This is a genomic window from Flavobacterium sp. FlaQc-49, assembly GCF_044005985.1.
GTDB lineage: Bacteria > Bacteroidota > Bacteroidia > Flavobacteriales > Flavobacteriaceae > Flavobacterium > Flavobacterium cupriresistens.
Genome location: NZ_JBIPCS010000005.1, coordinates 126,628 through 141,001, shown reverse-complemented (window position 1 = coordinate 141,001; position 14,374 = coordinate 126,628). Strand labels below are relative to the sequence as shown.

The 14,374-nt window shown below is 34.2% G+C and carries 13 protein-coding genes; 10 read left to right on the top strand and 3 right to left on the bottom strand.

From position 1 onward, the window contains the following. Positions 1 to 517: 517 nt before the first annotated feature. Complete coding sequence (gene fahA, locus ACHRV3_RS12625; protein WP_047776404.1) at positions 518 to 1,801, bottom strand: fumarylacetoacetase; 1,284 nt, start codon at positions 1,799 to 1,801, stop codon at positions 518 to 520. 108 nt (positions 1,802 to 1,909) lie between these two features. Here fahA and glyA point away from each other — a divergent pair, with 108 nt between their 5' ends. The 5 genes from glyA to ACHRV3_RS12600 all read left to right on the top strand — a co-directional run bounded on the left by glyA (position 1,910) and on the right by ACHRV3_RS12600 (position 6,299). Then, positions 1,910 to 3,184: a serine hydroxymethyltransferase gene (gene glyA / locus ACHRV3_RS12620; RefSeq protein ID WP_047776584.1), complete on the top strand. Its 1,275-nt coding sequence runs from the start codon at positions 1,910 to 1,912 to the stop codon at positions 3,182 to 3,184. Positions 3,185 to 3,367: 183 nt separating this feature from the next. Then, positions 3,368 to 3,961 (top strand): tRNA-(ms[2]io[6]A)-hydroxylase, encoded by a 594-nt coding sequence (locus ACHRV3_RS12615; RefSeq protein WP_007810758.1) that lies wholly within the window; start codon positions 3,368 to 3,370, stop codon positions 3,959 to 3,961. Positions 3,962 to 4,138: 177 nt separating this feature from the next. After that, positions 4,139 to 5,179 (top strand): GMP reductase, encoded by a 1,041-nt coding sequence (locus tag ACHRV3_RS12610; RefSeq protein ID WP_395426132.1) that lies wholly within the window; start codon positions 4,139 to 4,141, stop codon positions 5,177 to 5,179. Between the two features lie 22 nt (positions 5,180 to 5,201). Continuing rightward, positions 5,202 to 5,699 carry a GNAT family N-acetyltransferase gene (locus tag ACHRV3_RS12605; protein WP_395434931.1) on the top strand — a complete coding sequence of 166 codons (498 nt, stop codon included), beginning with the start codon at positions 5,202 to 5,204 and terminating at the stop codon, positions 5,697 to 5,699. A 78-nt stretch (positions 5,700 to 5,777) separates the two neighbouring features. Next, positions 5,778 to 6,299: a hypothetical protein gene (locus tag ACHRV3_RS12600; RefSeq protein ID WP_395434930.1), complete on the top strand. Its 522-nt coding sequence runs from the start codon at positions 5,778 to 5,780 to the stop codon at positions 6,297 to 6,299. 606 nt (positions 6,300 to 6,905) lie between these two features. Here ACHRV3_RS12600 and ACHRV3_RS12595 read toward each other — a convergent pair. Then, positions 6,906 to 7,631 carry a DUF6090 family protein gene (locus ACHRV3_RS12595; protein ID WP_395426133.1) on the bottom strand — a complete coding sequence of 242 codons (726 nt, stop codon included), beginning with the start codon at positions 7,629 to 7,631 and terminating at the stop codon, positions 6,906 to 6,908. Positions 7,632 to 7,763: 132 nt separating this feature from the next. After that, the gene (locus ACHRV3_RS12590) at positions 7,764 to 8,342 is read right to left on the bottom strand and encodes a pentapeptide repeat-containing protein (RefSeq protein ID WP_395434929.1); all 579 of its coding nucleotides are present in this window, start codon (positions 8,340 to 8,342) and stop codon (positions 7,764 to 7,766) included. Between the two features lie 231 nt (positions 8,343 to 8,573). Here ACHRV3_RS12590 and ACHRV3_RS12585 point away from each other — a divergent pair, with 231 nt between their 5' ends. The 5 genes from ACHRV3_RS12585 to ACHRV3_RS12565 all read left to right on the top strand — a co-directional run bounded on the left by ACHRV3_RS12585 (position 8,574) and on the right by ACHRV3_RS12565 (position 13,878). Next, on the top strand, positions 8,574 to 9,803 hold the full coding sequence (locus ACHRV3_RS12585) for a BamA/TamA family outer membrane protein (RefSeq protein ID WP_395434928.1): 1,230 nt from the start codon (positions 8,574 to 8,576) through the stop codon (positions 9,801 to 9,803). A gap of 198 nt (positions 9,804 to 10,001) precedes the next feature. Further along, entirely contained in the window at positions 10,002 to 10,676 is a 675-nt protein-coding gene (locus tag ACHRV3_RS12580; RefSeq protein WP_395434927.1) for a response regulator transcription factor, read from the top strand. A gap of 1 nt (position 10,677) precedes the next feature. Next, a complete protein-coding gene (locus ACHRV3_RS12575) occupies positions 10,678 to 12,081 on the top strand; it encodes a HAMP domain-containing sensor histidine kinase (RefSeq protein WP_047776587.1) in 1,404 nt (467 codons plus the stop codon). Between the two features lie 78 nt (positions 12,082 to 12,159). Next, positions 12,160 to 12,882, top strand: coding sequence for a hypothetical protein (locus ACHRV3_RS12570; protein WP_230001743.1), 723 nt, complete (start codon positions 12,160 to 12,162; stop codon positions 12,880 to 12,882). A 48-nt stretch (positions 12,883 to 12,930) separates the two neighbouring features. Further along, entirely contained in the window at positions 12,931 to 13,878 is a 948-nt protein-coding gene (locus ACHRV3_RS12565) for a bestrophin family protein (RefSeq protein ID WP_395434926.1), read from the top strand. Positions 13,879 to 14,374 lie beyond the last annotated feature (496 nt).

Below are 14,374 nucleotides of genomic sequence, written 5' to 3'. Positions count from 1 at the left end.
GCAAAGACGCAAAGTTTTTAAGGTTTTTTCACGCAGATTTTGCAGATTTTTATTCCTTGCTTTCCGCGAAAATCCGCTAAATCCGCAAAATCTGCGTGCTATTTTATTTAAGTATATCCAGAAGACTAACAAGTTTTTTTTATCGTCAAATTAATATAATTCATTTCGCAGCGTGATTGATTTCTCGCAAAGTCGCAGAATCGCAAAGTTTTAAGATTTTTTTTCACGCAGATTTCACAGATTTTTGATCATTGCTTTCCGCGAAAACCCGTTAAATCCGCAAAATCTGCGTGCTATTTTATTTAAGTATATCCAGTCCTTTCAACAAAACACAAATTAGCTTCGATTAAACCTTACTTACACGTTTTTCCCTATTTTGTAGGGTATAGAGCTTAACGTAATAAAGTAAAAACTTTGCGTCTTTGCGACTTTGCGAGAGAAACAACGTAAACAAAAAAAAACTTGTTAGTGAAGACTAACAAGTTTTTTTATATTATTTATGCAATTCATCTGCTCTTCATTGTCTCACAAAAGGAGGTAATAATTGGCTGGCAACTTCACCAAAACCAATACGAACTTCATTAGTCTCGCAGAAACCTCTGATGATTACAGTATCATTATCTTCGATAAATTTACGTTCGCTTCCGTCCTTTAATTTTAATGGATTTTTTCCTCCCCAGGTTAGTTCTAACATCGAACCAAAACTGTCCGGTGTTGGTCCTGAGATAGTTCCTGAACCCATCATATCGCCAGAATTTACACGACATCCATTAGAAGTATGGTGTGCTAATTGCTGACACATTGACCAGTATAAATATTTGAAATTTGATTTAGAAACAACCGTTTCTTCCTGATCTAAAGGCTGAATGGAAACTTCTAAATGAATATCAAAAGCTTTTTTTCCTTTGGTTTGTAAATAAGGAAGCGGAGCCGGATCTTGTTTTGGACCTTTTGTTCTAAAAGGTTCTAAAGCATCCATAGTTACAATCCAAGGCGATATAGAAGTCGCGAAGTTTTTTGCAAGGAAAGGCCCAAGTGGCACATATTCCCATTTCTGAATATCACGTGCACTCCAGTCGTTTAGTAAAACCATTCCGAAAATATAATCTTCGGCTTCGTAAGTTGGGATATTTTCGCCCATTACGTTTACGTCTGTGGTAATAAAAGCAGTTTCCAATTCAAAATCAACTAATCGGGAAGCACCAAAAACGGGTGTTTTTTCTCCATTAGGTAATGTTTGTCCCATTGGTCTGTGAACCGGAATTCCAGACGGAACAATCGTAGAACTTCTTCCATGATAGCCTACCGGAATGTGTAACCAGTTTGGTAACAAAGCATTTTCGGGATCACGGAACATTTTCCCTACGTTTGTAGCGTGTTCTTTACTAGAGTAAAAATCTGTATAATCACCAATTAAAACCGGTAATTGCATTTCAACATCGTCGATCTTGAAAATAACGATATCACGATCTTTTGTCGAATCTCTAAGTTGTGGGTTGGTTGCATCAAAAATATCTGCGATGCGGTTGCGGACCAGGCGCCATGTTTTTTTTCCGTCAGAAATAAAATCATTAAGCGTGTCCTGCATAAACATATCATCAGTTAAATCTATTCCGGAGAAATAGTTTAATTGTTGTAAAGCTCCTAGATCTATAGCGTAATCGCCAATTCTGGTTCCTACTGTAACGACATTTTCTTTGGTAAGAAATACACCGAAAGGAATATTCTGAATAGGGAAGTCGCTATTTTCAGGCACTTCTAACCATGATTTTCTTTTGGTATCGTTGGCGGTTATCGGCATGTGAATGTTAATTATTTGTTGAAAAATTACTTGTCAAATATATCATAATCTAACTGTATGACAAACGTTTTTTTGTATTTTTGCATCAAATTAACGAAAAACGAAAAAATGCAACGCGACGAACAAATTTTTGACCTTATACTAGAGGAACAGGACAGACAAATTCATGGATTAGAACTTATTGCTTCAGAGAACTTTGTAAGTGATGAAGTAATTGAAGCAGCCGGGTCTGTTTTAACGAATAAATACGCTGAGGGATACCCTGGCAAAAGATACTACGGAGGATGCGAAGTAGTAGACGTAATCGAGCAAATCGCTATTGACAGAGCCAAAGAATTATTTGGTGCTGAATATGCAAACGTACAACCTCACTCAGGTTCTCAGGCAAATACAGCAGTTTACCATGCTTGTTTGAATCCCGGAGACAAGATTTTAGGTTTCGATTTGTCACACGGTGGTCACTTGACTCACGGTTCACCGGTAAACTTTTCAGGACGTTTATACCGTCCGGTTTTTTATGGTGTAGATGCTGAAACAGGTCGTTTAGATTACGATAAAATTCAGGAAATTGCTACTAAAGAACAACCAAAATTAATCATTGCAGGAGCTTCGGCTTACTCTCGTGATATGGATTTTGCACGTTTCAGACAAATCGCAGATAGTGTAGGAGCAATCTTATTTGCTGATATTTCTCACCCTGCAGGTCTTATTGCAAAAGGATTATTAAACGATCCAATTCCACATTGTCATATTGTTTCTACAACAACACATAAAACATTACGCGGACCTCGTGGAGGTTTGATCTTAATGGGGAAAGATTTTGAAAACCCACAAGGTTTAAAAACTCCAAAAGGAGAAATCAGAATGATGTCTTCTTTAATAGATTTAGCTGTTTTCCCAGGAAATCAAGGTGGTCCATTAATGCATATTATTGCTGCTAAAGCTGTTGCTTTTGGTGAAGCTTTAAAAGATGAATTCTTTACTTACGCTATGCAATTGCAAAAAAATGCAAACGCTATGGCGGATGCTTTTGTGAAAAGAGGGTATAACATTATTTCTGGAGGAACTGACAACCATATGATGTTAATTGACTTAAGAAACAAAAACATTTCAGGAAAAGAAGCTGAAAACGCATTAGTAAAAGCAGAAATTACAGTAAATAAAAACATGGTTCCTTTTGATGACAAATCACCATTTGTAACTTCAGGAATTCGTGTTGGAACAGCTGCAATCACAACTCGTGGTTTAGTTGAAGCAGATATGGAAACTATCGTAGCTTTAATTGACAGAGTACTTGTAGACCACACTAATGAAGCTGTGATCGAAGAAGTAGCAAATGAAGTAAATGAAATGATGAGCGAAAGACCGATTTTCGTTTACTAAGAAATAAGTTTCAAGTTTAAAATTTCAAGTTTAAAGTTTTGTGTTGGTTTAAAACAGCACAAAGCTTTAAACTTTTTTTAGTTTTTATTTCAATTAAAACAGTAAACAAAGAAACCTGAAACAAAAGAAAACCTGAAACAAAAGAAAACCTGAAACAAAAAAAACCTGAAACAAAAAAAATATATGGGTGTATTAAGATTACAACTGCCAACCGACCCTAGATGGGTTAATATAGTAGAGAAAAACATCGAGGAAATCCTGACAGATCACGCTTGGTGCGAACAAAAAGCGGCTACAAATGCCATAACGATTATCACTAATAATTCTGAGCATCAGGATTTAGTGAAAGATTTATTGGCTTTAGCGAAAGAAGAAATCGATCACTTTGAGCAGGTGCATAATATCATCATCAAAAGAGGTCTTAAATTAGGACGTGAGCGCAAAGACGATTATGTAAATGAATTGTATTTGTACATGAAGAAAAGCGGTGATGGCAGCAGAGTTTCCGGTTTAGTGGAAAGATTATTGTTTTCAGCAATGATTGAAGCCAGAAGTTGCGAGCGTTTTAAAGTTTTATCTGAAAACATTCAAGACGAAGAGCTGGCTGTTTTTTACAGAGAATTAATGGAAAGTGAAGCCGGTCATTACACAACATTCATCACCTATGCCCGAAAATACGGAGTAGGAATCGATGTTGAAAAACGTTGGAGAGAATGGTTGGCCTACGAAGAGTCAATTATCTCAAATTACGGAAAAGGAGAGACTATTCACGGGTAGTTTTTTTTAGTTTTCAGTCTCAGTCTCAGTTTACAGTCTCAGTTTGTAGTTACAGTTTGCCGTTCCAATTTTCCGTTCCAACAAAAATCTAAAATCTAAAATCTAAAATCTAAAATCTAAAATCTAAAATCTAAAATCTAAAATCCTTACATTTGAGAGTAACAGAAATTTAGCACCATGAGAATAGAAACTGATTTAAAATTGGGGTTTAAAGATGTGATGATCAGACCCAAAAGATCAACGTTAAAGAGCAGATCGGAAGTCTCTTTAGAACGAAATTTTAAATTTTTACACAGTAGCAGTACTTGGACAGGAATTCCGATTATGGCTGCCAATATGGATACGGTCGGAACTTTTGAAATGGCTGAGGTTTTGGCTAAAGAAAAAATGTTTACGGCGATTCATAAACATTATTCGCTTCAGGAATGGACTGATTTTTTAGAGAAAGTTACGCCCGATTTTTACAATTATATCGCTATAAGTACGGGAACGGGAAAAGAAGATTCTTTAAAAATCAGAGAGATTATAACGGCCAATCCACTGTTGCGGTTTATTTGTATTGATGTTGCCAACGGGTATTCGGAACACTTTGTTCAGTTTTTAAAACAAACCCGAAAGGAATATCCTGATAAAGTTATTATCGCCGGTAATGTGGTAACCGGTGAGATGGTGGAAGAACTGTTATTAGCCGGCGCAGATATTGTAAAAGTAGGCATAGGGGCAGGATCCGTTTGTACAACGCGTGTAAAAACCGGTGTTGGGTATCCGCAACTTTCGGCTATTATAGAATGTGCTGATGCTGCTCATGGTTTAGGCGGGCACATTATTAGCGATGGAGGCTGTAAAATACCGGGAGATGTTGCCAAAGCTTTTGGCGCAGGTTCCGATTTTGTAATGTTAGGCGGTATGCTTGCCGGACATACAGAGAGTGGTGGAGAGCTTATCGAAATTAATGGTAAGGAATTCAGACAATTTTACGGAATGAGTTCGAAGACCGCCATGGATAAATACGTAGGCGGTGTTGCTGAATACAGAGCAAGTGAAGGAAAAACAGTTCAGGTTCCTTTTAAAGGAAAAGTTATAAATACAATTTTAGATATTTTAGGAGGAATACGAAGCACTTGTACTTATGTAGGCGCTTCAAGATTAAAAGAGCTTACCAAACGAACTACTTTTATTAGGGTAAGCGAACAGGAAAATCAAGTTTTTACGAATTAATTAAAAGCAGTATACTTAAATTATGATTACAATTTCAGAAGCAGGCAGAAATGATATTAAAATAATTCAGGATATAACCTATAAAACATGGCCTATAACTTATGGTGAAATTTTGACTGAAGAACAACTAAAATATATGCTGGATTTGTTTTACTCGGACGAAGCTTTAATCGCTCAGTTGGATAAAAAAGAACAGTTGTTTTATTTGATTTCTGACGAAAATTCGGTTTTAGGATTTATCGGAATTGAGCACAATTATAAAAAAGAAGCTATTACAAAAATTCACAAAATATATCTTTTGCCGGAAACACAGGGTAAAGGAATTGGAAAATCAGTAATGAAAAGTATTGGAAATTTTGCTTTAGAGCATAATTCCGCTTCATTGTATTTAAATGTAAACCGATTTAATAAAGCTTTACATTTTTATGAGAAAACAGGTTTTAAAATTATCGATGAAGTTAATATCGAAATTGGAAACGGTTATTTAATGGAGGATTATGTGATGGAGAAACGATTGTAAATCGAAATCAAAGCAATGTGAGATAATCTTTTAATGGTTTGAATTTTGAGTTTAACTTTCTGTCAAAGTATTCATTTAATGACAGATCTAATTTTAGGAATCACTATCAGTATCGTTGCAGGCGTAATTTCATCTTACCTGTTTTTAATGTATTTTTTAAAAAGAAAAAGAGTAAAGATTGAAATATCACCTCATGTAAGTAAGGTAACATTTGAGGGAGAAGTAAATTATTTTTTCAAATTTGTCAATAAAACAAACTCAGAAATATTTGATATTAGAATTGAACCAACATTTTATAAACAAGTAGGAGGTGTTGGCGGGATGAATATTCAAGGAAAAGATATCGTTTTAAAGGATAATTTCATCTCCTATATTCCCTGTAAAAAGAAATCTGATACAAATAGTTTACATGCCATGCGAGTCAGAACCAGTGAAGATATCGAATCAAATTGGAGTGATACGTCTTCTTATATTAGACTTACTGTAATTGCTAAACATTCACTGTCAGGTTTTACAAATATTTTTGTTCAGGACTTCTATTGTAAAGATGTTATTACAACGAAAAGGTTTAAATCGGGAGATGATTTAGGGGTTGCTTAATTATTTAACACTAATTGTTTGTCTACAAGGTAATTATTGCGTAAAATTGTATATCCAATTAACTTAAAAATTGTATGTCATGAAAAGAGATGTTATAGTAGGGTAATCCTAAAGAAAATATAGAAATCACGAGCCAGTTTATACTGGCTTTTTTTTATGGTAATAACTCAAAGTAAGAGATCAAGTCCAAAAGCTGCGGAGAAGTAAAAATCTCGCAAAATCGCAAAATCGCAAAATCGCAAAGTTTTAATAAAAAAATTAGAAAAAAAACTTTGAGACTCCATGATATTTCGAGAAGCCCAAAGTGAGAAAGTGAAAAATAGAAAAGTAAAGCTTAAAAATAAGAAGAAGAAACTTTGCGGCTTTGCGAGATCGTCAAAGCGAGAAGTTGGGAAATTTAAAAAGCTGTGATCAAAAAGTATAAAATTTGCTAATTCTAACAAGAGGAAAGTTCTAAAAATTACCCTATAACTTTTGGATTTGATTCAAAATAAGATTGTCTTTAAGTAATAAATTATTGACCATAGCGACCGCTTTAAAAACAAAACAGGATCTAATCACTTGTTTGTTAACGTTGATTAGATCCTGTTTAATTAAGGAAAAAATCTATTCTTTTAGATCGTATTCTTTATCAATCTGTTTAACGATTGTTTCTCCTAAAAGAATTAAATTATTGTATCGCTCATAAATTTGATCCCACGGAACAAGATTTTTTGTTAACTGTTTACCCTTAGGAGTATTAAGTAGTTTCCAATTGTCGGCAGTGTTTTCCGGATTGGTTAAATTATCCTCTAAATAAGATTGTAATTTTTTTTGTCGCGCTAGCCATCCTGATTCAGAAGAATTAACTTCAGAGAGGTTTTTCTGATAGAATCTCAGAATGTTTAGGGAAAGAGAATCATTTTCGATATTTCCGATTCTGCCCGATGACACAAAACCGTTAAACCTGTAAATGTTAGGTCTTAAATAGGCATTTAAATTGATAAATGATAATTCTTTTTTAAATTGATTTTCGTCGTAAGATTTATTTTGATCTAATTGGTTAAGGTGCTGGTATATTTGACCAAATTCCTGATACTGTTTGATTAAAGATTTAGTACTATTAATATCATTTTGGATATCTGATTTAAGTCCAATCAGGAATTTTTTAACGTCTTGCTGGTCGTGTTGGTGTTCGCTCCATCCGTGTAGCCAGATCGATAGCGAAACGGCAAAAACAATGATAAAAATCTCTAAACTAATTTCTTTTATTTTTTCTGCAAGATTGTGCTTCTTGTTTGTTACAATTCGATGTACTTTTTTAGTGTGTTTAATGATTTCCTGGTCTGCCATTTTTTGTATTAGTTAGTTACGTTTTTACAAAAATATAGTAATTGACTAAAATATCTTAAAATATTTGAGTTTTATCGGTTAAAATTTAAATAATTAGGATGAAATAGAGCGTAATAAGTTTGAAGTTAATATCTAACTTACAATAACGTCATGTTTAAATAATAAGCCTTTTACTTCATTCAAAGAAAAAACTGCCTTTTTGAGTTTTGTTTTGGATGGATCAATGGTATAATTGAAACTGGTTTTAAAATCGGCCTTGTTGGCGATGGCTTTGTCAAACTCAGAGCGGTAGAGATCACAATGATCAAAAAGAACACTTGTCAGATCTGTAGCCATAAAATCTACGGCGATTAGACTGCAATTGTTGAAGGTTGTTCCTTTTATTTTTAAGGTATAAAATTTAGAGAAATCTAAAATGCAATTGTAAAAATGAACCTCGAAAATCAATTTGTCGCACATCGCAAAATTGACTTCTTTTATTTCACAATGATTGAAAGTAACTGTCCGGAATGCCACATAATTGATTTTTGTGTTCGTAAAAATACAATCATTAAAAACACAATCAATAAAGGTAACGGCTAGAAAAGTACAGGCAGAAAAATTACAATTCGAAAAAACACAGCATTCAAAATCCTTAAAATTAAGATCCTCTTTACCATAAACGATGGTATTGTATTCTTTATCAAGGAAATATTCAGATTCTTTTTTCAATGTTTTTCAATCGTTGTTTCAGAGCGAAAAGATACTAATTTAAGCAAGATGCCGTGTATTTTTGGACTGATTTTTTATCACAATGGCTTTTTGAAACCAATTTTATTATTAAGAATAGTTGTGTAAAATATTGAAAATAAGGGTTATATTTACAAGAGAGTTTGTTATTATCCAAAAACACTGAACTTAGAAATGGTAAAGTTTTTAAAAAATAATTATTCTAAATGTTTAATGACAATCTTAGTACTATTGTTTTTTCTTCCATTTACGCTTCATGCTCAAAATGATTCCGACAATCCGGAATTATGCTCACCTAAAACCGTATTTGAACTTTTTAAGAAGAAAGATTCTCTTTTGGTTCTAAAGCCCATAAAAAACAGTTTTTTTCTGGTAATCCCTGTTATCGGAGCGCAGCCTGCCACGGGTTTTGTTTTTGGTGGAGTGGCACAATATACTTTTAAAGGAAAAGAGGCCACAGACAAATACTCTATAGCTAATTTGGGAGTAACCTATACCACCAAAAAACAATGGCTTATAAATGTCAAGAACAATATTTTACTAAAAAACAATAAGATATTTTTGAGTGGCGATTATCGAATGTATATTTTTTCGCAGCCCAATTATGGTCTCGGAACCAATATTATTCCGCATCACAGCAGGCGAGATAATTTCAGTATCGATTCTATTGCACAACCTATGGATTATAATTATTTTAAATTCCATCAAACCGCATCCTGGGAGGTAAAAAAGAATTTTTATGTGGGCGGCGGGATCAATATCGATTGGTATTCGTCTATAAAAGACGAAGATCTAGATGTGGCGAATCAGGTTTTTACCTACCATTATAACTACAGTCAGAAATACGGATTTAATGATCTCGAGTATTATTTAACCGGAATGAGCCTTAATCTGGTCTACGATTCCCGGGACAATCAGGTTAATACAGCTCGCGGCTGGTTTGCCAATATCAACTATAGATTTAATCCGGTATTCTTCAAAAATCAGCGATACAGCAATGTTCTTTATACCGAATACAGACATTTTATTCCTCTTTCCAGTAAAAATGAGCGTTATATTCTGGCATTTTGGACGTATGGACAATTTGTAACAAGAGGAAAAGTACCGTATCTAAATCTGCCTGCTATTGGCTGGGATCAGCGAAGCAGGAGTGGAGAGGGGTATACACAGGGATTGTTCAGAGGTAGTAATTTAGTCTATCTTTCAGCAGAATTCAGATTTCCGATAAGTTGCAATCAAATGTTTAGCGGAACGGTGTTTACCAATTTTACTACTGCCAGTAATTCAGAAACCAATACACCTCTTTTTAGTTATGTTCAGCCCGCAATTGGCGCTGGTTTGCGTATTTTAATAGATAAAAAAACACGTACCAATTTAGTTGTGGATTATGCGGTTGGAAATAATTCAAATGCGTTTTATCTCAATGCCGGTGAGACTTTTTAAGAGTTTGTTTTTCTAATGATTTAAGGCATATTGCTATTTCTGTTTTGCGGTACAATGCTGCCGGAACAAGAATTAGAAAAGAGGTTGTTTCGCTACATTTGGGAGACAGCCTCTTTTTTATTCCTCATATTTTCTTGTTGATGTACTACTTTTATAAAATTCAATGCTTATTTTTGTTCGATATACTACTTTCTAAAGATGAAATTACTAATAGTCGAAGATGAACCAAACCTTTTATCCATTTTACGAAAAGGATTTGCTGAGAACAATAATGAAGTAAGTGTAGCACTCGATGGCAAAACTGCCTTAGAGATGCTTCATAATTATACTTTTGATGTAGTTGTATTAGATGTAATGTTGCCGGATATTAACGGAATTGAGATCTGCAGAAGATTGCGAGCCAGTAAAAATTTCGTACCTATTCTGCTTCTTACGGCACTTGGAACTTCTGAGAATATTGTAACCGGTCTTAATGCCGGAGCTGATGATTATCTGGTAAAACCTTTTAAGTTTGGTGAACTTGATGCAAGAGTAAATGCTTTAAACAGAAGAGCCAATCAGGAAACAGATAAAATAGATACCATTACTATTAGTGATTTAGAAATAAACGGACGAGCCAAAACAGTAAAAAGAGATGGTGAGCCTATCCTTTTGACAGCCAAAGAATTTAAATTATTGTACTATTTGGCAAAAAATACAGGCAGAATTGTATCCCGCGATCAAATTTTAGACAATGTATGGGACATTAATTTTGATATGAACACCAATGTTGTGGATGTTTATATCAATTATTTAAGAAAAAAAATAGATAAACCTTTTGCAACCAAACTGATTCATACCATGAAAGGTTTAGGTTATGTCATACAGCCTTAAAATGGATATAAGAAAAAAAATTACGGTTACCTATGTGGCTCTTTCTTCTTTTAGTACGTTGCTATTATGTATCGTTGTTTTTGTTTTATTTCGTGAAAACAACCGCTATCATTTTTTAAAACGACTGGAAGACAGAGCTAAAATTGTAGCGTCAATTCATTTTCAGAAAGATCCTGAAAAAATAAAATACTACAGTAATCTTAAAAAAAATGGACTGGAAGAACTTATCGAAGAAGAAGAGTTTGTCCTTAAAATAAACAGCGCCAATAGTTTTGATTACAATACCAATCTTAATTTGCCCAATAACTTTTATACCAATATATTAAAAACGGGAAAAGACTATTTTGAAATTAATAGCAAGTATTATTTAGGACAGGTTTTCACAGAACACAACCAAAAGTATATTGTAATTGTCGGCGCAAGAGACAGAAAAGGAAGAACAACTGCCATTTATATTGTCAAAATTATGCTTTTTGGTGGTATTGGTTTTATATTTCTGGCTTTCTTTTTAGGACGGTTTCTGGCAAAACGTGTTATAAATCCGGTAGCAAGAATTACCAAAGAAGTAAACCGAATAAGTGCTTCTAATCTGCACAACCGATTGCCCGAAGTAAAAAACTCGGATGAAATTTCAGATCTGACGGAGACTTTTAATGATATGCTGGATCGTTTGGAAACCTCGTTTGAAATACAGGCCAACTTTATTAATAATGCCTCTCATGAGTTAAAAACACCCATTACCACGATCATCGCAGAGTCTGAGATCATGCTTCTTAAGGAAAGAGAAGTATCCGAATACATTCAGTCTTTAGAAAATATTTACAGTCAGGCATCAAGATTAGGAAATCTGACGGAGAGTTTGCTAAAGTTAACTCAAACTGGTTATGACGGAAAAAAACAAGTTCTGGACATTGCCCGAATTGATGAATTATTGATGGATGTAAAATCGGATTTGGATAAAATTTATCCGGATAACCGTGTAAGTATCAAGCTTAATTTTGCGCCTAAAGATTCTAATTTATTGTTGATTCCTTGCAATAAGCCACTTTTGGAGCTGGCGATCAATAATATTATTACCAACGGTGTAAAATATTCAGACAATAATGAGGTCTTTGTATCGCTTTCCGCGAATAAGGAATGGATTAAAATTGCGATAAATGATATCGGAATCGGAATCCCTCCCGAGGATATTCCGCATTTGTATGAACCTTTCTTCAGAGGTAAAATCGCCGCTAAATATATAGGATATGGCTTGGGGCTTCCTTTAGCTTCTAAGATTATCCGAATGCATGATGGTGAAATACAAGTACAATCAGAGCAGGACAAAGGTACCATTGTGACAATCGTCTTTAGGAAAGATAATAATAAAAAAGCCAATATTAAAAAATCTAATATTGAATCTTAGAGAAATCTAATTTTATATTAAGACCCTTCTAATTCTCAGGCAGTTATTTTGTACGTATAAAACTAAACAATTATACTTATGAAAAATTTCCTTATACCCACTACATTAAAAGAAGATACCATAAGCGCTGTTAAATCGGCTGTTAATCAGGCAAAGAACACGAGTTGTGAGATTGTTTTAATGATGGTTGCAGATGCTCCCGACTCTTTTTCTTCGTCGCATTTCTTGCGTGAGATGAGAACTGGTCTTACTTTAAGCCAGGAAGAAGTTCTGGAAACCTGCCGCTATATTGTAGAGCATACTGCTAATTGCAAAATAAAAATACACAACCAATTCGGACTTTCGTCACCAATATTTAAAGGTATTATTGATGCTTTTGATGTGAAGTTGGTTATCCTGACTCCTTCTTACAAGCAGGAAACAAAGCGTATTCACCAATACTCCGTAAAATTAGCCGGAAATCAAAGATGCCCTATACTGCATTTAGGTACAGAAGCAATCAAAGAAGACTTCAATAAAGCACTTTATATCGAAAACAGCAATGTTAACATGCACGTAAAAGATGTTCAGCAGTTTTTGAGTCAAAATTTCTCTTATGAAATTGTAAGCCAAACGGCGAATTTTGATGACAACCTAGAGCAATTTGAACCTTATTTGTCTGAAGCGATTTCAAAATACGGTATTGATTTACTGGTTGAAACCCGTAAAGGCGAGAAAATCAAATTCAAAAAGACCAAAAAAGAGACGGTGAATGATAAATTGGGACTTCCGGTATTATCACTTTACGAAGAATTGGCTTAAAACTTAAATGTTTAAAAAATACAAGTTTAAACTTTAAAGCGAAAAAATATGCTGTTAAAAAAGAAAATCCCAATGAAGTACGTTCTTGGGAAAATAAAAGTAGAATTGGCTCTATTGATGGCTTATACGATATTGTTTGAGATTTTTCATCACTATTTTATTAATGTTTCCGTAGATATTCCGATTGCGATACCAACAATGATTGGTACGATTATATCTTTGTTATTGGCTTTCAAGTCCAATCAGGCGTATGACAGATGGTGGGAAGCCAGAATTATCTGGGGATCTATCGTAAACGAATCCAGAACGCTGATCAGACAATTGTTGACATTCTATAAAGACCCTGATTTTTCTGTTGAAGCAAACGAATTCAAAGAGAATTTCACTAAAAGACAAATTGCATGGTGTTTTAGTTTGGGACAGGCTTTACGAAATAAAGACGCTATAAAACCGATTAAGGACCTTTTAAGTGAGGAAGAGTTGCGTTTTGTAAAGAATCATCAGAACATTCCAAATGCGATCTTGTTATTGCATGCGAGAGATTTGAGAATTGCCAGAAAAAATAAACGTTTCAACACCTATCAACAAGTTGAAATTGATAATACATTAACGAGATTGTGTGATGCAATGGGGAAATGTGAGCGTATTAAAAATACGATTTTCCCAACGACCTACAGTATGTATATCAGAATGACATTGTGTTTGTTTATTATCTTATTGCCTTTTGGATTGATCAGCTTATTAAGTTGGTTTGCAATTCCTTTGATTACAATCATTGGAGGTACTTTTTTCTTAATTGAAAAAATGGCGATTCATTTGCAGGACCCGTTTGAAAACAGGCCTACAGATACGCCGGTTACCGCTATTGCAAATACAATCGAAAAGAATCTAATGCAAATGTTAGATGAGTATCAAAGTGAATTTGATATCATCAAAGAATTTGATCTTAAACCCGAGCCTAGAAAAGCGGAAAACGACGCTTATTTCGTTTTATAATTAATTTTTTGGTCCTTTAATTGTTATTGTTAGCCAGGCAGCGTGTTTATTGTTCACACTGCCTGGTATTTTTTTTGTTTAAAAAGCGACGAAGCTACAAAGGGTAAAAAAAGCTTTGTGATTACTTTAGCTTCTAAAAATTTTTTTGCCGTGAATTCCACCAACTGGCGCGAATTTTTTTTGCCACTGATTAATATGATTCACACAGATTATCTGGTCATTTTAATTTTTTTGCCACGAATTTCACTAATTGGCGCGAATTTTTTTTGCCATTGATTAAAATGATTCACACAGATTATGGATCAACACGAAAACCTTTGGAGTAGCAAAAATTAAGCTTATATATTCGTTAGCCTAAAAAGGAAAAGTAGATGTGAGAATTTAGTTTATCTAACACACACACACACACACACGGTTTGTCCTTTCGACGAAGGAGAAATCTCCGCAAGAAACTCCGTAAAAACAAGCTCAGCAAATGCAGATTTATTTGGTTTAT